We start from the raw sequence: 18803 nt of genomic DNA on the forward strand, positions 1-18803 counted from the left end.
AGTCGGTAACTCCTCTGTTCTTTGCCGTCACTTGGCGCTACCTTCATCGGCACCAGTGGGAGCGGTTCCATCAGTCGACGCGTCCGTCACGACGCGTCCGACCTGCGAGGAGTCGCTCATGCGCCACCCCCCGCACCACCTTCTGCGTTCAGGACTTTTAGCCGCGTCCGCGGTCCGTCCGACGCGTCCTCGGCCGGCGTGCCGGCTCGCACACCCCCCGGGCGGTTCCACCGCGCCCGCGGGCCGTTCCTGATCTCCGTCCGCGACGGCACCCCCATGCCGTCCGGGAACGGACCGCGCCCCGTGCGCGCGGTCCCGGACGAACAGCACGCGCACCCCTGACCACAGCACGCGCACCCCACGAAAGAAGGAACCCGCACTCATGACCCGCAGCAGAACCGCGATGCTCGCCGCCCTGGCGCTGGTCGCCGGGGCCTCCGGCACGGCCTTCGCCGCGCAGTCCGCCGGCTCCGGCGCGGCGGCCGTCCCCTGTACCGTCGACTACCAGGTGCAGAACGACTGGGGCAGCGGCTTCACCGCCGCCGTGACGGTCACCAACAACGGTGCCGCGACCTCCGGTTGGTCACTGGGCTGGACCTTCGCCGGCAGCCAGAAGGTCACCAACAGCTGGAACGCGAAGGTCGGCCAGAGCGGCGCCGCCGTCACCGCGACCAACGAGTCGTACAACGGCACGCTCGCCACGGGCGGATCGGCGAGCTTCGGCTTCCAGGGCACCTACAGCGGCAGCAACGCCGTCCCCGCCACCTTCACCCTCAACGGCGTGACCTGCAACGTCGACGGCGGCGGCTCGACCGACCCGGACCCGACCGACCCGCCGGACCCCACGGACCCGCCGGAGCAGGGCGAGCGGGTGAACAACCCGTACGACGGCGCCAAGGTCTACGTGAACCCGGAGTGGAGCGCCAAGGCGGCGGCCGAGCCCGGCGGCGACCGCATCGCCGACCAGCCCACCGGCGTCTGGCTCGACCGGATCGCCGCCATCGAGGGCGTCAACGGCGGCATGGGTCTGCGCGACCACCTCGACGAGGCGCTGACGCAGAAGGGTTCCGGCGAACTCGCGATCCAGCTGGTCATCTACAACCTGCCCGGACGCGACTGCTCCGCCCTCGCCTCCAACGGCGAACTGGGCCCGACGGAGATCGACCGGTACAAGACCGAGTACATCGACCCGATCGCGGAGATCCTGGGCGACCCGAAGTACGCGGGCCTCCGCATCGTCACCACGGTCGAGATCGACTCGCTGCCCAACCTCGTCACCAACGTCTCCGGGCGGCCGACCGCCACGCCCAACTGCGACGTGATGAAGGCCAACGGCAACTACCAGAAGGGCGTCGGCTACGCCCTGAACAAGCTCGGCGCCGTCGGCAACGTCTACAACTACGTCGACGCCGGCCACCACGGCTGGCTCGGCTGGGACAGCAACTTCGGTCCCTCGGCCGAGATGTTCAAGACCGCCGCCACCACCGAGGGCGCGACCGTCGACGACGTGCACGGCTTCATCGTCAACACCGCCAACTACAGCGCCCTCAAGGAGGAGAACTTCAAGATCACGGACTCGGTGAACGGGACCTCCGTGCGCCAGTCCAAGTGGGTCGACTGGAACCAGTACACCGACGAGCTGTCCTACGCCCAGGCCATGCGCGCCAAGCTGGTCTCGCTCGGCTTCGACCAGAACCTCGGCATGCTGATCGACACCTCCCGCAACGGCTGGGGAGGCACGGCCCGGCCCGCCGGTCCCGGCCCGCAGACCAGCGTCGACGCCTACGTGGACGGGGGCCGCTACGACCGCCGCATCCACCTCGGCAACTGGTGCAACCAGTCCGGAGCCGGCCTCGGTGAACGTCCGCAGGCCAGCCCCGCCGCCGGGATCGACGCGTACGTGTGGATGAAGCCCCCGGGCGAGTCCGACGGCGCGAGCAAGGAGATCCCGAACGACGAGGGCAAGGGCTTCGACCGGATGTGCGACCCCACCTACGAGGGCAACGCGCGCAACGGCAACAGCCCCTCCGGAGCGCTGGCCGACGCCCCGATCTCCGGGCACTGGTTCTCCGCGCAGTTCCAGGAGCTGATGAAGAACGCGTACCCGCCGCTGTCCTGAGCCGACTCCGGCGTGACTGACGCCCTCGGGGCCCGGCCTTCCCGGCCGGGCCCCGAGGGTCCTCTCCCCTTTTTGCGGTCATGGCAACTTTGTTTGCCCCGCGCCGGTGCGTCGTCGCACCCTGGCGGCACCGCGAACGGGAGGCTGACCACCATGGCGCACGACCACCACGACACCCACCACCGCCAGGATGCGGGCCACGGCCACGGCCACGGGCACGGGCACGGGCAAGGACACGACCACGACCACACCGACCTGGACTGGGCCGAGATGGCCCCGGTGCTGGAGGCCCAGGCGGAGCTGTACACGCCCCTGTACCGGCAGGCGATGACCTGGCTGGCGCGGGAGGTGACCGAGCCCGGCCTGGTCGTCGACGTCGGCAGCGGACCCGGCGTCGTCTCCTGCCTCTTCGCCGACACCTTCCCCGGCGCCCGCGTCCTCGCCGTCGACGGCGCCGAGCCCCTGCTGGAGCGGGCCCGCGACCGCGCCGCCCGCCTCGGCGCCGCCGACCGCTTCGGCACCCTCGCCGGCGACCTGCCCGGCGTGCTGGGCGAACTGGAGTACCCGGCCGACCTGATGTGGGCGAGCCAGAGCCTGCACCACCTGGGCGACCAGCGGGCGGCCGTGGCCGCACTCGCCGGGCACCTCGCGCCGGGCGGCACCCTGGCGGTGCTGGAGGGCGGGCTGCCCGCCCGGTTCCTGCCCCGCGACATCGGGATCGGGCGCCCCGGGCTGCAGGCCAGGATGCACGCCCTGGAGGAGGACTCGTTCGCCGAGATGCGCGCGAACACGCCCGGCTCCGTCACCGAGACCGAGGACTGGCCCGCGATGCTGACGGCGGCGGGCCTGGAGCACACCGGTACCCGCAGCTTCCTGCTGGACCTGCCGGCGCCCCTGTCGGACGAGGCCCGCGCCTACGTCACCACGGCCCTGTCCCGCCTGCGCGACCGCATCGGCGACGGCCTCGACGCCACCGACCGCGACACCCTCGACCGGCTGCTCGACCCCGCCGACGAGGCGAGCGCGCACCGGCGGACGGACGTCTTCGTGCTGGTCGCGCACACGGTCTACACGGCGGTCCGGCCCGTCTGACCGTCCGGCGGGTCCGCCCGCGCACACGCGAGGGGCCCGGTCACCGCGACCGGGCCCCTCGCGCACGGGCGTCGTCTCACTCGGCGTTGAACTCCGCCGGGTCCGGACCCGTGCGCCGGTCCTCGTTCAGCGCGCTGATCGCCGCGAGGTCCTCGGTGTCCAGGCTGAAGTCGAACACGTCGATGTTCTCCTTGATCCGCGACGGCGTCACGGACTTCGGGATCACCACGTTGCCGATCTGGAGGTGCCAGCGCAGCACGACCTGGGCCGGGGTGCGGCCGTGCTTCTGGGCGATCGCCACGATCGCGGGGATCTCCAGGATGCCCTTGCCGGAGCCCAGCGGGGACCACGCCTCGGTGGCGATGCCCTGCTCCGCGTGGTACTCGCGGGCGGCGTGCTGCTGCAGGTGCGGGTGCAGCTCGATCTGGTTGACGGCCGGGATCACCGACGTCTCGGCGGTCAGCCGCTCCAGGTGCTCCGGCAGGAAGTTCGAGACGCCGATGGCGCGGATGCGGCCGTCGGCGTGCAGCTTCTCGAACGCCTTGTAGGTGTCGACGTAGCGCTCCTTGGCCGGCATCGGCCAGTGGATCAGGTACAGGTCCACGTACTCCAGGCCGAGCTTCGCCAGCGAGGTGTCGAAGGCGCGGAGGGTGGAGTCGTACCCCTGGTCCGTGTTCCAGAGCTTGGTGGTGACGAACAGCTCCTCGCGGGGCACGCCGGAGGCCGCGATCGCCCGGCCGGTGCCCTTCTCATTGCCGTAGATCGCCGCTGTGTCGATGCTGCGGTACCCGGCCTCCAGCGCCTGGGCGACGGCCGTCTGCGCCTCGTCGTCCGGCACCTGCCAGACGCCGAAGCCCAGCTGGGGCATCTCGACGCCGTTGTTCAGGATGATCGGGGGGACCTTGCTGCTCACGAGCTCTTGATCCTTCGGTTGTGGTCAGGTGGTACTCACATCGTCAACGATCACGGGCCGTGACGCATTCCTGACCGGCGAATTCACGCGCGGTAGAGCGCCTCGACCTCGGCGGAGTAGGCGTTCTCGATGGCCTTGCGCTTGAGCTTGAGCGAGGGCGTGAGCAGCCCGTGCTCCTCGGTGAAGGGCTGGGCGAGGATGCGGAAGGTGCGGATGGACTCGGCCTGCGACACCAGCGTGTTGGCGGCGACGACCGCGCGCCGCACCTCCGTCTCCAGGTCGGCGTCGTGCACCAGCTCGGCCGGGGACATCCGGGGCTTGTTGCGCATCGTCAGCCAGTGGTCGACCGCCTCGGTGTCCAGGGTGATGAGGGCGGCGACGTAGGGGCGGTCGTTGCCGACGACGATGCACTGGTTGACCAGCGGATGGTCCCGGACGCGCTCCTCCAGCAGGCCGGGGGAGACGCTCTTGCCGCCGGAGGTCACCAGGATCTCCTTCTTGCGGCCGGTGATGGTGAGGTAGCCGTCCTCGTCCAGCGCGCCCAGGTCGCCGGTGGCGAGCCAGCCCTCGTGCAGGGCCTCGTCGGTGGCCTTGGGGTTGTTCAGATAGCCCTGGAAGACGTTGTCGCCGTTCAGCCAGATCTCGCCGTCGTCCGCGATGTGCACGGTGACGCCGGGGATCGGCCGGCCGACGGTGCCGTAGCGGGTGCGTTCGGGCGGGTTGGCGGTGGCCGCCGCCGTGGACTCGGTCAGCCCGTAGCCCTCGTAGATCTGCACGCCCGCGCCCGCGAAGAACAGCCCGAGCCGCCGGTCCATCGCCGAGCCGCCCGACATGGCGTTGCGGATGCGTCCGCCCATCGCGGCCCGCACCTTGGCGTAGACGAGCTTGTCGAAGAACTGGTGCTGCATCCGCAGGCCCGCCGACGGGCCCGGTCCGATGCCCCAGGCCCTCGCCTCCACCGCCTCCGCGTACCGCACGGCCACGTCGACGGCCTTCTCGAAGGGGCCGCCCTTCCCCTCCTTCTCGGCCTTGCGCCGGGCCGCGTGGAACACCTTCTCGAAGATGTACGGCACGGCCAGGATGAAGGTCGGCTTGAACGCGGCCAGGTCGGGCAGGAGGGCCGCGGCGTTGAGCTGCGGCTGGTGGCCGAAGCGCACCCTGCCGCGGATCGCCGCGACCTCCACCATCCGCCCGAAGACATGAGCGAGCGGCAGGAACAGCAGGGTCGCCGCCTCGTCGCCCTTCCTGGAGTGGAAGACCGGCTCCCAGCGCTCGATGACGGTGTCCGCCTCGTACATGAAGTTGCCGTGCGTCAGCACACAGCCCTTGGGGCGGCCCGTGGTGCCCGAGGTGTAGATGACGGTGGCGACCGTGTCCGGCGTGACCGCCTTGCGGTGCCGGTGCACCACCTCGTCGTCGAGGTGGGCGCCCGCGTCGTACAGCTCCTGGACGGCGCCGGCGTCGAGCTGCCACAGGCCGCGCAGGCGCGGCAGCCGGTCGATGACGGTGGCGATCGTCATCGCGTGGTCCTCGTGCTCCACGACCGCGGCCGTCACCTCGGCGTCGTGGAGCATCCACAGGCACTGCTCGGCCGAGGAGGTCGGGTAGACCGGCACCACCTGGGCGCCGATGGTCCACAGGGCGAAGTCGAAGAGCGTCCACTCGTAGCGGGTGCGGGACATGACGGCGACCCGGTCGCCGAAGCGGATGCCCTGGGCGAGCAGGCCCTTGGCGAGGGCCAGGACCTCGTCGCGGAAGGCGCCCGCGGTCACGTCCCGCCACCGCCCGGCGTCGTCCTTGCGGCCGAGCGCGATGTGTCCCGGGTCCTCCTGGGCATGCCGGAAGACGACATCGGCCAGACCGCCCACCGGTGGTGCCGACGTCGACGGAGGACTGGTGAACTCGCGCAAACCCCGCTCCCCGCTCTGGCTCCCTGGCTCCGGGTGACGCCCCGCACAGCGCGGTGAAAGCTACCCCACGCACACCGGTGGCGGCAGGGGTGCCGAAGGCGAGCAGTGCTCAGGTCCACGCTGGTCAGCGGGAGGAAATGCGCTCACATGGGGAAGGGTCGGGCACGTTCCTGACGTTTGAGTAAGTTTCGGTGGCGTGATCTCCACCGAATCTGTACGACCCGCTCACCGCCGGTCGCGGGGGCGCGGCGGCGCCGTTTCCCCTTACAGCGCGGGCGGGGCGGACGGTGTCACACCCCGTGCCGCGCGGCTACCCGAGACCGGCCCGCCGGGACCGGTGCAGGCGGTCGCCGCCCGCCAGGATCGCGGCCGCCAGGGCGTCCGCCGCCCCCTGTGCCGAGGGGTGCCGCCTGCCGTGCACCAGCACGAAGTCGACCCGGCCCAGCTCCGGCAGCCCCGCCCGGTCGGGCACCCGCACCAGGCCGGGCGGGATCAGCCCGCGCGAGTGCGCCATCACGCCCAGTCCGGCGCGGGCCGCCGCGATCAGTCCGTTGAGGCTGCCGCTGGTGCACGCGACGCGCCACTCGCGGCCCTGACGTTGCAGGGCGTCGAACGCGAGCGCGCGGGTGATGCCCGGCGGCGGATAGACGATGAGCGGCACCGGGCGGTCCGGGTCGAGCCGCAGGCGCTCCGCGCCGATCCACACCAGCCGGTCGCTCCAGACCGGTTCGCCCCGCGGGTCCTCGGGCCGGCGTTTGGCCAGGACCAGATCCAGCTTCCCGGCGGCCAGCTGTTCGTGCAGCGTCCCCGACAGCTCCACCGTCAGCTCCAGGTCGACCTCGGGGTGGTCGTGCCGGAAGCCTTCGAGGATCTCCGGCAGCCTGGTCAGCACGAAGTCCTCGGACGCCCCGAAACGCAGCCGACCGCGCAGCCTGGTCCCGGTGAAGAACGCCGTCGCCTGCTCGTGCACCTCCAGGATGCGGCGCGCGAAACCGAGCATCGCCTCCCCGTCCTCCGTCAGCTCCACGGAGTGGGTGTCGCGGCTGAAGAGCTGCCGGCCCGTGGCGTCCTCCAGGCGCCGCACGTGCTGGCTCACGGTCGACTGGCGCAGTCCGAGCCGCCGGGCGGCCTGCGTGAAGCTCAGCGTCTGGGCCACCGACAGGAAGGTGCGCAGGTGGGACGGCTCGTACACGCCGTCAGTCTATCGCGGTCCGTGATGACAGTCAGAGCGGTATACCGGATTCCCGATCGCGCGGCGGGGGAGCAGGATGGAGCGGGGACCCGTGAGTCCCGCGAGCGGAACGAACGAGCACGACGAGCAAGTGGAGCACCGTGAGACGCCTGCGATGGCCGCGTTGGATGCCGGTCGACCCGTACATCCTGCTGCTGCTCGGGACGGTGGGCCTCGCGGCCCTGCTGCCGGCCCGCGGCACGGGCGCGGACGTCGCCTCCGGCGCGTCCACGGCCGCGATCGCCTTCCTCTTCTTCCTCTACGGCGCCCGGCTCTCCACCCGCGAGGCCATGGACGGCCTGCGGCACTGGCGGCTCCACGTCACCGTGCTCGCCTGCACCTTCGTCGTCTTCCCGCTGCTGGGCCTCGCCTCGCGCGGCCTCGTGCCGGTCTTCCTGACCGACCCCCTCTACCAGGGCCTGCTCTTCCTCACCCTGGTGCCGTCCACCATCCAGTCGTCGATCGCCTTCACCTCGATCGCCCGCGGCAACGTGCCCGCCGCGATCTGCGCCGGGTCCTTCTCCTCGCTGGTGGGCATCGTGGCGACGCCGCTGCTGGCGGCCGCGCTGCTGGGCGGCGACGGGGGCGGGTTCTCCGCCGACTCGCTGGTCGAGATCGTGCTGCAGCTGCTGGTGCCGTTCGTCGCCGGGCAGGTGCTGCGCCGCTGGATCGGAGGCTTCGTCACCCGGCACAAGAAGGTCCTCGGACTCGTCGACCGGGGCTCGATCCTCCTCGTCGTCTACACGGCGTTCAGCGAGGGCATGGTCGAGGGCGTCTGGCACCAGGTCAGCCCCCTCCGGCTGGCCGGGCTGCTGGCGGTCGAGGCCGTACTGCTCGCCGTGATGCTGCTGCTGACCTGGTACGGGGCCAAGGCGCTGCGCTTCGACCGGGCGGACCGCGTCGCCATCCAGTTCGCCGGGTCGAAGAAGTCCCTCGCCGCCGGACTGCCGATGGCGAGCGTCCTGTTCGGCGCCCAGGCGTCCCTGGCCGTGCTGCCGCTGATGCTCTTCCACCAGATGCAGCTGATGGTCTGCGCGGTCATCGCCAAGCGCCGGTCGCACGACGCGCAGGCGGACCCCGACGAGGGGCCCGCCGTCCCGGTGCGCGCGACGGCGGGTACCGGCGGCCGCTGATCCCAGGTCCGGGGCGGCGGCCTCAGCCGCCCGCCGAGACGCCGTCCAGGGGCAGGTGCAGCACGGTGTTCCCCGCCGCCGAGGGCGGGTCACCGGCGGCGATCTCCGCATCGGTCAGCGCCCGGTCCCACACCCGCACCTCGTCGATCGCGCCGGTGAACCGGGCGCGGCCGTCCATCCGTTCGCCGATGTGCACCCCGAACGGCGAGCTGCGGCTCACCGAACCGGGGACGTCCGCCGTGCCGGCCGCCGTACCGTCCAGGAACAGGGTGAGCCGGCCACCCCCGCGCCGCAGCGCCACATGGTGCCAGCGGCCGTCGTTGTGGGCGTCGTCGGTGCGCACCCACGCCGAGCGCGGGGCCGCCGCGCCGTCGCGGGCGGTGATCAGCCCCTGGACGCGGTCCTCGCCGGGCTCGGCGCGCAGCCACACCTGCGGCTGCCGGGTGCCGATCCCGCCCATCCACAGCAGCGGCTGCTCCCCGCCGCTCGCGGAGTACCGGAACCACAGCGACACCGTGAAGTCCCCGTCCCCGAGCGGCAGCCGCTCGTCGTACGGCAGCCGGACGGCGTCGTCGGCGCCGTCGAAGGCGAGCGCGCCGCCCACCGCGCCGTCCGTCGTCCCGGCGCCGCCGAGCACGGCCGCGGGCGCGGCGCCCGGCGCGAGGTCGGCGGTGGTGGGGTCGGCTCCCCGGCGGGGCCGGAGCCAGTCCTCGGTGAAGCGGGCGAACCGGATCTCGTCGCGGGCGTCCACCGGCCCGGCCTCGTACATCAGGCCCACCGTCGCGTCGTCGACGGCCACCATGTCGGAGTAGCCGGCCCAGTCCCGGGTGACGACCGTGCCGCGGTCCACGCTGTCCCAGGTCGCGCCGCCGTCGTAGGAGGAGCGGACCGCCATCGTGCGGCGGCGATCCGGGTCGGCGGGGGCGGACAGCAGGAGCCGGTCGCCGAGGCGGAGCACGGCGCCCTGCACCTGCGGGGTGTACAGGTCCGGCAGGGCCCGGAACGGGGCGGTGAAGCTGTCGCCGCCGTCGCGGCTGACTGCCTGGGTGCGGTGGCCGAGGTCGGTGCCGTTGTCCTCCCGGCCGCTGACCAGGAGCGAGCCGTCGGCGCGTTCGGTCAGGGTCATCTCGGACGGCTTCTGCCGGAAGGTGCCGTCGGCGGCCACGGGCCAGGTGTCGGTGGCCCCGATCCTCCAGTGCTCGCCGCCGTCGTCGCTGACCACCAGCGCCGCGTGGTTGGCGGTGACCCGGTCCCCGTCCCAGGTCTCGGCGTTGACCCCGATCACCAGCCGTCCGGCGTGCGCGCCGCCGCTGAGCTGGACGCCGTGCACGGGACCGGTCGCGTACCAGGAGTTCCAGTCGGGCGGCAGGACCTGCGCGCCGAGGTCGCGGGGCGCGGACCAGGTGCGGCCGTCGTCGTCGCTGTACTGGAGGTGGGGCGTGCGCGCACAGGGCACCGCGCAGTTGCCGCCGTCGGTGCGGCCCGCGTTGTACGTCTCCACCAGCAGGACGCGGCCGGTGTCGCGGTCCACGACCGGGGTCGGGTTGCCGTGGGTGTCGCCGCCTCCCTCGTTGACGACCTGGAGCGGGCCCCAGGTGCGCCCGCCGTCGGTGGAGCGCTTGACGACGATGTCGATGTCGCCGGCGTCCCCGCAGTCGAGGACGCGTCCCTCGGCGAAGGCCAGCAGGGTGCCCTCGTTCGTCCGCACGATCGCCGGGATGCGGAAGCAGGCGTAGCCGCCGGGGTCCCGGTCGGCCCGGAAGAGGACCTGCTGCTCCAACTCCGCCGCCCGGTCCCGCTGTTCGGCGTGGGCGGGCGGCGTGGAGGCGGGCAGCGCGGAGGCGGCCAGGGCGCACAGGGCGGCGAGGACGAGCAGGGGGGAGCGCGGACGGGTGCGGGGAGGTGACGGCATGGAGCGGTCTGCCCTTCAGGCGGCTGGTCGGAGCCGGTCGTCAGGACATCAGTACATCAGGACGTTCGTCGCCTGATCCGCCCCGTTCGTTCACGCGCGTGTCGCCGGACGCCGCTCGGTGTCCGGGACGGACCACGGCGGGGCCCGGCGGCGCAGGGGGCGCTCCCCGCCGCTCGGGGCCCCGCCGCCGTGCCGCGGGGAAGCCGGTCAGCCCCGGGCGGCCGCGGCCCGGAGGACGACGCGGTCCTCACCCGCGTACACGTTCATGGAGTCGCCGCGCAGGAAGCCCACCAGCGTCAGCCCCGTCTCGGCGGCCAGGTCCACCGCCAGCGAGGACGGCGCCGACACGGCGGCCAGCACCGGGATGCCCGCCATCACGGCCTTCTGCGCCAGCTCGAAGGAGGCCCGTCCGGACACCAGCAGGACGGACCGGGACAGCGGCAGGTCCCCGTTCCGCAGGGCGCGGCCGACCAGCTTGTCGACCGCGTTGTGCCGGCCCACGTCCTCCCGGACGTCCACCAGTTCGCCGCCCTCGTCGAACAGGGCCGCCGCGTGCAGGCCGCCGGTGCGGTCGAAGACCCGCTGGGCGGCGCGCAGCCGGTCGGGCAGGCTCGCCAGCAGCTCCGGGGTGACGCGGACCGGGGGAGTGTCGGCGATGGGCCAGCGGGCGGTCGTGCGCACCGCGTCCAGGCTCGCCTTGCCGCACAGGCCGCAGGACGAGGTGGTGTAGACGTTCCGCTCCAGGGTGATGTCCGGAGCCCGGACGTGCGCGGCCGTCCGCACGTCCACCACGTTGTACGTGTTCGATCCGTCGGCGGTCGCTCCCGCGCAGTAGACGATGTTCCGGAGGTCGCCCTGCTCCGCGAGGACACCCTCGCTCACCAGGAAACCGGCGGCCAGCGCGAAGTCGTTGCCCGGGGTGCGCATCGTGATGGCGAGGGGCTTGCCGTTCAGCCGGATCTCCAGCGGTTCCTCGGCGACGAGTGTGTCCGGGCGGGTGGAGACCGCCCCGCCCCGAATGCGGATGACCTTGCGTCGTTCCGTGACTCGTCCCATGTGTGTCAGTCCCGGTTCTGTACGTGCTGGTAGCCGAAGCGGCCCTTGATGCAGAGGTTGCCGTGGGTCACCGGGTTGTCGTGCGGGGAGGTGACCTTCACGATCTCATTGTCCTGCACGTGGAGGGTCAGGTTGCAGCCCACGCCGCAGTACGCGCACACGGTGGTCGTCTCGGTCTGCCGCTCCTCGTCCCAGGTGCCGGCCGCGCGCATGTCGAACTCCGACTTGAACGACAGCGCCCCGGTGGGGCACACCTCGATGCAGTTGCCGCAGTAGACGCACGCCGAGTCGGTCAGCGGGGCGTCGTGCTCCACGGAGATCCGGGCGTCGAAGCCCCGCCCGGCGACGGAGATCGCGAAGGTGTTCTGCCACTGCTCGCCGCAGGCGTCCACGCACTTGTAGCAGAGGATGCACTTGCCGTAGTCCCGGACGTAGAGGTCGTTGTCGATCCGCGGCCGCTCGTCGACCCGGGCCGCGTCCGGGCCGAAGCGGTCGGGTTTCGCCTCGTACTCCTTCAGCCACCCGGCGACCGCCGGGGTCGTGGACAGGTCGACGGAGGAAGCGAGCAGTTCGAGGACGACCTTGCGGCTGTGCCTGGCCCGCTCGGTGTCCGTGCGCACCACCATGCCCGGTTCCGCCCGGCGCGAGCAGGCGGGGGCGAGGGTGCGGGCGCCCTCGACCTCGACGACGCAGACCCGGCAGGCGTTCTTCGGGGTGAGCGTGTCGCCCTCGCACAGCGTCGGGACGTCCTTCCCGGCGGCCCGGCAGGCGTCGAGGATCGTGGAGCCCTCGGGGACACGGGCCTCCTGCCCGTCGAGGGTGAACTCCACCGGCCGGCGCGGCACTCCGAGCGGTATCGCGGTCATTCGTACGCCCCCAGACGGTCGATGGCGGATTCCACGGCGTTCCACGCGGTCTGCCCCAGACCGCAGATCGAGGCGTCCCGCATCGCGCGGCCCACCTCCCGCAGCAGGGCGACGTCCCCGGCCGCCGCGTCGCCCGTGCGCTCCGCGATCCGGCGCAGTGCCTCCTCCTGACGCACGGTCCCGACCCGGCAGGGCACGCACTGCCCGCACGACTCGTCGCGGAAGAACTCGGCGATGCGCAGGAGCAGGCGGGGGAGGGGGACGGTGTCGTCGAAGGCCATCACGACCCCGGAGCCGAGTGTCGTGCCGGCCTCGCGGGTGCCCTCGAAGGTGAGCGGGAGGTCGAGTTCGTCGGGGCGCACGAAGCCGCCGGCGGCGCCGCCGAGCAGGACCGCGCGGAGGCGGTCGCGGACACCGGCGAGGGTGAGCAGCTCGCCCAGGGTCGCGCCGAAGGGAAGTTCGTAGACGCCGGGGCGGGCGACGCTCCCCGAGACGCAGAACAGCTTCGGGCCGGTGGAGGCGGGGGTGCCGATCGCCGCGTACGCCCGGGCGCCCAGGGTGAGGATCGGCAGGACGTTGACCAGCGTCTCGACGTTGTTGGCCACCGTGGGCTTGCCGAACAGGCCCTTCTCCACGGGGAACGGCGGCTTGGAGCGCGGCTCGCCCCGGTGGCCCTCGATGGAGTTGAACAGGGCGGTCTCCTCGCCGCAGACGTACGCGCCCGCGCCGCGCCGGATCTCGATGTCGAAGGCGTAGCCCCGGCCCATGACGTCGTCGCCGAGCAGGCCGCGGGCGCGGGCCCGCTCGATCGCGTGGGTGAGACGGGCGAGGGCGCGCGGGTATTCGCCGCGGAGGTAGAGGTAGCCCCGGTGGGCGCCGGTGGCGTAGGCCGCGACGGTCATCGCCTCGACCAGCGCGTACGGGTCGCCCTCCATGAGGACGCGGTCCTTGAAGGTGCCCGGTTCGGACTCGTCGGCGTTGCAGACGAGGTAGTGCGGATGGTCGGGCTGGGCGGCCGTGGCCTGCCACTTGCGTCCGGTGGGGAAGGCGGCGCCGCCGCGCCCGAGCAGGCCGGCGTCGGTGACCTCGCGGATGACGCCGGCGGGGCCGAGGGCGAAGGCGCGGCGCAGGGCGGTGTAGCCGCCGTGGGCGCGGTAGTCGTCGAGGGAGGCCGGGTCGGTCGTGCCGACGCGGGTGAGGAGGGTGAGGGAGGGGGCGCCGGCCTGGGGGACGGCGAGGGCGGGGTCGGGCTCGGCGGGGGCCGACTCGGGGGCGGTGGCCGCCTGGAGCGCGGTGGCCGGGGTCGCGGGGGCGCATACGGCGGTGGCGTGGAGGGTGTCTCGCCCCTGCCGCCCCTTCCCGTTCCGTCCCCGGGGGCCTCGCTCCCGGACCACCCTCGCTTCTTCGGCGCGGACGGCCTCAGCGTCCTCGAACGCCGGACGGGCCGGGATGTCACCGTGCGCCGGACGGGCCGGGGTGTCACCCTCCGCCGGACGGGCCGGGGTGTCACCCTCCGCCGGACGGGCCGAGGGCCTGCCTGCTCGCACCGCCAGTGTCGCCGGTGCCCGCTCGCACAGGCCCAGGCACGGGGACCGCTCGACCCGCACCCCGCTCTCCGGACCCAGCCGCCGCTCCACGTCCGCGCACAGCTCCGCCGCCCCCGCCGCCGTGCACGCCAGGTCCGTGCAGACGTGGAGGACCGTGGCCGGGCGGGGGCGGACCGAGAACATGGCGTAGAAGGTCGCCACGCCGTACGCCTCGGCCGGGGGCACCGTCAGGCGCCGGCACACGTAGTCCAGGGCGCCCTCGCTGATCCAGCCGACCCGGTCGTTGACCGCGTGCAGGGCCGGGAGGAGGAGGTCGCGGCGGTCGCGGGCCTCCCGGCCGCCCCGCGCCCATCTGAGGTCCGTGTCGGTGCGGTCGGCGCCCTCCCAGGAGGACTCCGGCGGGCCGAGCAGCGCGTCGACGGCCTCGCGCTCCTCGTCCGTGGGCTTGCTGTCACCGAAGCGCAGGTCCACCGCTGCTCACCTTCTCGATCCGGATCGCCGAGGCCTTGAACTCCGCCGTCCCGGCGATCGGACAGTTGGCCTCGATGGTCAGCTGGTTGGTGTCCACCTCGTCGGGAAAGTGGAAGCTCATGAAGGCGAGCCCGGGCCGCAGCGCGGTGTCGACCCACACGGGCGCGATCAGCGACCCGCGCCGCGAGGTCACCCGCACCTCCTCGCCGACGGCCACCCCGTAGCGCTCGGCGTCCTCCGGGCACAGCTCGACGGACTCGCCGCGCCGCAGGGGAGAGGCGTAACCACCGCTCTGGACACCGGTGTTGTAGGAGTCGAGGCGCCGTCCCGTGGTCAGCCGGATCGGGTACTCCTCGTCGGTGAGGTCCACGGGCGGGTCGTGCCGGACGAGGCCGAAGGGCGCGCGGGGGCCGCGGCGTGCCGGGTCCGGGTCCCACAACCTGCCGTGCAGGTAGGTCGGTTCCAGTTCCTCGGTGCTCGGGCACGGCCACTGGATGCCCTGGTGCTCCTCCAGGCGCGCGTACGTCATCCCGTGGTGGTCCGGCGACAGGGACCGCAGCTCGTTCCAGACGGCCTCGGCGTCCGCGTACTTCCAGTCGTGGCCCAGGCGGGCCGCCAGGTCGCAGAGGATGTCGATGTCCTCCCGGGCCTCCCCCGGCGGGGTCACGGCCCGGCGCACGCGCTGGACGCGCCGCTCGCTGTTGGTGGTGGTGCCCTCGGTCTCCGCCCAGCCCGCGGTGGCGGGGAGGACGACGTCGGCCAGCTCGGCGGTCTTCGTCAGGAAGATGTCCTGCACCACGAGGAAGTCCAGCGCCCGCAGCCGGCGTACCGCCTGTTCGCCGTCCGCCTCCGACTGGGCCGGGTTCTCGCCGATGCAGTACACGGCCCGCAGCGCGCCCTCGTCCATGGCCTCGAACATCTGGGTGAGGGTCAGGCCGTGGCGCGGCTCGATGACCGTGTCCCAGGCGGACTCGAACTTCAGCCGGACCGCCGGGTCGAGGACGTCCTGGAAGCCGGGCAGCCGGTTGGGGATCGCGCCCATGTCCCCGCCGCCCTGCACGTTGTTCTGGCCGCGCAGGGGCTGGAGCCCGGAGCCGTAGCGCCCGACGTGGCCGGTGAGCAGCGAGAGGTTGATCAGGGCGCGGACGTTGTCGGTGCCGTTGTGGTGCTCGGTGATGCCCAGCGTCCAGCAGAGCTGGGCGCGTTCGGCGCGGGCGTAGGCGTGGGCCAGGTCCCGGACGGCGGCGGCCGGTACGCCGGTCACCTTCTCGGCGAGGGAGAGCGTCCACGGTTCGACCAGGGCGCGGTACTCCTCGTAGCCGGTGGTGGCCCGTTCGACGAACGCCTCGTCGACGAGCCCGGCGTGGATGATCTCGCGGCCGACCGCGTGCGCCAGCGGGATGTCGGTGCCGACGTTCGGGCCGAGCCAGCTCTCCGCCCACTCGGCGGTGGAGGTGCGGCGCGGATCGACGGCGTACATGCGGGCGCCGTTGCGGATGCCCTTGAGCACGTGCTGGAAGAAGATGGGGTGGGCGAAGCGGGCGTTGGAACCCCACATCACGATGACGTCGGTGTGCTCGATCTCCTCGTACGAGGAGGTGCCGCCGCCGGAGCCGAAGGCTGCCGAGAGGCCGGCGACGCTCGGGGCGTGGCAGGTGCGGTTGCAGGAGTCGACGTTGTGGGTGCCCATCACCACCCGGGCGAACTTCTGGGCGACGTAGTTCATCTCGTTGGTCGCGCGGGCGCAGGAGAACATCCCGAAGGCGCCGCGCGCCGCCGCCAGGCCCCGGGCGGTGCGGTCGAGCGCCTCGTCCCAGGTCGCGCGGCGGAAGGGCTGGTCGCGCGAGTCGCGGACCAGGGGGTGGGTGAGCCGGGTGTAGGTCTTCGGTTGCCGTTTCCTCATGCGGCGCTCCTCAGCGCGAGCAGGTCCGACAGGGCGTGCACGGTGCGCAGGGTGGGCACCGGCACCCCGGTGATCTCCGCCAGTTCGACGACGGCCGCGAGCAGGACGTCGAGTTCGAGCGGCTTGCCCCGCTCCAGGTCCTGGAGGGTGGAGGTGCGGTGGTCGCCGACCCGCTCGGCGCCCGCGAGCCGGCGCTCGATGGAGACGCCGACCTCGCACCCGAGGGCCGCGGCGACCGCCAGCGTCTCGGTCATCATGGTCTCGATGACCCGGCGGGTGCCGCCGTGCAGGCACATCTGCCGCATGGTGGCGCGGGCCAGGGCGCTGATCGGGTTGAAGGAGATGTTGCCCAGCAGCTTCAGCCAGATGTCCTGGCGCAGGTCCGGTTCGACCGGGCACTTCAGGCCGCCCGCGCGCATCGCCTCGCTCAGTGCCAGGCACCGCGCGGAGACGCCGCGGCCGGGCTCGCCGACGGAGAAGCGGGTGCCCTCCACATGGCGCACGACGCCGGGCTGTTCGAGTTCGGTGGCCGCGTAGACGACACAGCCCACGGCGCGTTCGGGCGCCAGTACGGAGCTGACCGCGCCGCCCGGGTCCACGCTCTCCAGCCGGCGGCCGTCCCAGGGACCGCCGTGCCGGTGGAAGTACCACCACGGGATGCCGTTCTGGGCGGCCACGATCGCCGTGGTGTCGTGCAGCAGCGGCTCGATCAGCGGCCCGCACGCCGCGTACGAGGTCGCCTTGAGACCCAGGAACACATAGTCGGCCGGGCCGACCTCGGCCGGGTCGTCGGTGGCGCGGGGGTGCGCGGTGAAGTCGCCGCGCGGGCTGCGCACCCGAACTCCGTGCCGCCTCATGGCCGCCAGGTGCGGTCCACGGGCGATGAGATGCACGTCGGCGCCCGCGCGGTGGAGCGCGGCACCGACGTAGGCGCCGATCGCCCCGGCGCCGAGGACTGCGACTTTCATGACGAGAGAGCTCCGTCCGGTCGAGGGATACCGCGGAACCGCCGATGATGTCGACGAAATATTGTCTACAGTATGGAGGTTGACCCAGCAAGGCACCCGGCACGCTTTGTGGAGCACCGGTGGTTGTCTGCTCAACTGTCTTCTCAACCGCCCCTCCCGCCCCTACGGTTGGGGACTCATGAGTCCCCCCGTCGCACCCCCGGGCTGGAGCCGCTGGCTCGTTCCCCCCGCCGCACTCTCGGTCCACCTCTCCATCGGCCAGGCGTACGCCTGGTCCGTGTTCAAACCGCCCCTCGAATCCGCCCTCGGCCTCAGCGGAACGCAGAGCGCGCTGCCCTTCCAGCTCGGGATCGTCATGCTCGGGCTGTCCGCGGCCTTCGGCGGCACCCTCGTGGAACGGCACGGACCGCGCTGGGCGATGACCGTCGCCCTGGTCTGCTTCTCGTCCGGCTTCCTGCTCTCCGCGCTCGGCGCGGCGACGGAGCAGTACTGGCTGATCGTCCTCGGCTACGGCTTCGTCGGCGGGATCGGCCTCGGCATCGGCTACATCTCGCCCGTCTCGACGCTCATCAAGTGGTTCCCGGACCGGCCCGGCATGGCCACCGGCATCGCCATCATGGGCTTCGGCGGCGGCGCGCTGATCGCCTCGCCCTGGTCGGCGCAGATGCTGGAGTCCTTCGGCACCGACAACTCGGGCATCGCCCTCGCCTTCCTCGTGCACGGACTCGCGTACGCCGTCTTCATGCTGCTGGGCGTGCTGCTGGTGCGGGTGCCGCGTCCGAGGACGGGGGCGGACGGCGGTCCGGCCGTGCTCGAAGGAGTCCAGGTCTCGGCGCGCGGCGCCATGCGCACCCCGCAGTTCTGGCTGCTGTGGGTCGTGCTCTGCACCAACGTCACGGCCGGCATCGGCATCCTGGAGAAGGCCGCGCCGATGATCACCGACTTCTTCGCGGACACCTCCACGCCGGTGTCCGTGACCGCCGCCGCCGGGTTCGTGGCGCTGCTGTCGGCGGCCAACATGGCGGGCCGCATCGGCTGGTCCTCGACCTCCGACCTGATCGGGCGCAAGAACATCTACCGCGTCTACCTCGGCGTCGGCGCGCTGATGTACACGCTCATCGCCCTGTTCGGCGACTCCAGCAAGCCGCTGTTCGTCCTGTGCGCCCTCGTCGTCCTCTCCTTCTACGGCGGCGGCTTCGCCACGGTCCCCGCCTACCTCAAGGACCTCTTCGGCACCTATCAGGTCGGCGCGATCCACGGCCGGCTGCTGACCGCCTGGTCTACTGCGGGCGTGCTCGGACCGTTGATCGTGAACTGGATCGCCGACCGGCAGGAGGAGGCCGGCAAGCACGGCGCCGCCCTCTACGGAACGTCCTTCGTCATCATGATCGGGCTGCTGGCCGTCGGTTTCGTCGCCAACGAACTGGTCCGTCCCGTCCACCCCCGCCACCACGTGTCCGCCGCCCCGGCGGGGAAGGAGGCCGTCGATGTCCCCCGACAGCAGCCAGAGTCCGCCTGAGCCGCCCTCCCGGCGGCCGCTGATCGCCTTCACCTGGCTGTGGGTGGGCCTGCCGCTCGCCTACGGCCTGTACGAACTCGTCCGCAAGGCCACGCAGCTGTTCACCGGGTGACGCACCACGAGCGCCCGGGGTGCTGACCGAAGCCGACAAGGCGGACGCCCG

General features: G+C 72.6%; 14 protein-coding genes. 5 read left to right on the top strand and 9 right to left on the bottom strand.

Annotated features, from left to right (window positions below):
* Positions 1-382: 382 nt before the first annotated feature.
* On the top strand, positions 383-2119 hold the full coding sequence (locus tag ACFZP7_RS28530; RefSeq protein ID WP_175462536.1) for a glycoside hydrolase family 6 protein: 1737 nt from the start codon (positions 383-385) through the stop codon (positions 2117-2119).
* Positions 2120-2272: 153 nt separating this feature from the next.
* Positions 2273-3211, top strand: a complete 939-nt coding sequence (locus ACFZP7_RS28535) for a class I SAM-dependent methyltransferase (protein ID WP_385636613.1) — start codon at positions 2273-2275, stop codon at positions 3209-3211.
* Positions 3212-3287: 76 nt separating this feature from the next.
* On the opposite strand, the gene ACFZP7_RS28540 is transcribed toward ACFZP7_RS28535, so the two are convergent.
* From ACFZP7_RS28540 to ACFZP7_RS28550, 3 genes are all read right to left on the bottom strand, one after another.
* Positions 3288-4124: an aldo/keto reductase gene (locus ACFZP7_RS28540; protein WP_019328701.1), complete on the bottom strand. Its 837-nt coding sequence runs from the start codon at positions 4122-4124 to the stop codon at positions 3288-3290.
* An 83-nt stretch (positions 4125-4207) separates the two neighbouring features.
* Positions 4208-6034: an AMP-dependent synthetase/ligase gene (locus ACFZP7_RS28545; protein ID WP_385636616.1), complete on the bottom strand. Its 1827-nt coding sequence runs from the start codon at positions 6032-6034 to the stop codon at positions 4208-4210.
* Positions 6035-6344: 310 nt separating this feature from the next.
* The gene (locus ACFZP7_RS28550; protein ID WP_220670707.1) at positions 6345-7226 is read right to left on the bottom strand and encodes a LysR substrate-binding domain-containing protein; all 882 of its coding nucleotides are present in this window, start codon (positions 7224-7226) and stop codon (positions 6345-6347) included.
* A 140-nt stretch (positions 7227-7366) separates the two neighbouring features.
* Between ACFZP7_RS28550 and ACFZP7_RS28555 the strand changes: the two genes are divergently transcribed.
* Entirely contained in the window at positions 7367-8398 is a 1032-nt protein-coding gene (locus ACFZP7_RS28555; RefSeq protein ID WP_374105044.1) for a bile acid:sodium symporter family protein, read from the top strand.
* A 22-nt stretch (positions 8399-8420) separates the two neighbouring features.
* Here ACFZP7_RS28555 and ACFZP7_RS28560 read toward each other — a convergent pair whose 3' ends face one another.
* The 6 genes from ACFZP7_RS28560 to ACFZP7_RS28585 all read right to left on the bottom strand — a co-directional run bounded on the left by ACFZP7_RS28560 (position 8421) and on the right by ACFZP7_RS28585 (position 17121).
* On the bottom strand, positions 8421-10310 hold the full coding sequence (locus tag ACFZP7_RS28560) for an exo-alpha-sialidase (protein WP_385636620.1): 1890 nt from the start codon (positions 10308-10310) through the stop codon (positions 8421-8423).
* A gap of 207 nt (positions 10311-10517) precedes the next feature.
* On the bottom strand, positions 10518-11366 hold the full coding sequence (gene fdhD, locus ACFZP7_RS28565; RefSeq protein ID WP_385636622.1) for a formate dehydrogenase accessory sulfurtransferase FdhD: 849 nt from the start codon (positions 11364-11366) through the stop codon (positions 10518-10520).
* 5 nt (positions 11367-11371) lie between these two features.
* Entirely contained in the window at positions 11372-12232 is an 861-nt protein-coding gene (locus tag ACFZP7_RS28570) for a 2Fe-2S iron-sulfur cluster-binding protein (protein ID WP_385636625.1), read from the bottom strand.
* On the bottom strand, positions 12229-14250 hold the full coding sequence (locus ACFZP7_RS28575; RefSeq protein WP_385636626.1) for an NAD(P)H-dependent oxidoreductase subunit E: 2022 nt from the start codon (positions 14248-14250) through the stop codon (positions 12229-12231). The genes ACFZP7_RS28570 and ACFZP7_RS28575 overlap by 4 nt, the downstream gene beginning before the upstream one ends.
* Positions 14231-16153 carry a molybdopterin oxidoreductase family protein gene (locus ACFZP7_RS28580; RefSeq protein WP_192340217.1) on the bottom strand — a complete coding sequence of 641 codons (1923 nt, stop codon included), beginning with the start codon at positions 16151-16153 and terminating at the stop codon, positions 14231-14233. Before ACFZP7_RS28580 ends, ACFZP7_RS28575 begins: the two co-directional genes overlap by 20 nt.
* Complete coding sequence (locus ACFZP7_RS28585; RefSeq protein ID WP_019328710.1) at positions 16150-17121, bottom strand: 2-dehydropantoate 2-reductase; 972 nt, start codon at positions 17119-17121, stop codon at positions 16150-16152. The genes ACFZP7_RS28580 and ACFZP7_RS28585 overlap by 4 nt, the downstream gene beginning before the upstream one ends.
* A gap of 178 nt (positions 17122-17299) precedes the next feature.
* Between ACFZP7_RS28585 and ACFZP7_RS28590 the strand changes: the two genes are divergently transcribed.
* Both ACFZP7_RS28590 and ACFZP7_RS28595 read left to right on the top strand, forming a co-directional pair.
* Complete coding sequence (locus tag ACFZP7_RS28590; RefSeq protein WP_175462542.1) at positions 17300-18640, top strand: OFA family MFS transporter; 1341 nt, start codon at positions 17300-17302, stop codon at positions 18638-18640.
* Positions 18609-18752, top strand: a complete 144-nt coding sequence (locus tag ACFZP7_RS28595) for a hypothetical protein (RefSeq protein ID WP_167546083.1) — start codon at positions 18609-18611, stop codon at positions 18750-18752. Before ACFZP7_RS28590 ends, ACFZP7_RS28595 begins: the two co-directional genes overlap by 32 nt.
* Positions 18753-18803: the final 51 nt, after the last annotated feature.

It is taken from the genome of Streptomyces sp. SudanB5_2050 (assembly GCF_964272335.1).
GTDB classification, from domain to species: Bacteria; Actinomycetota; Actinomycetes; order Streptomycetales; family Streptomycetaceae; genus Streptomyces; species Streptomyces rochei.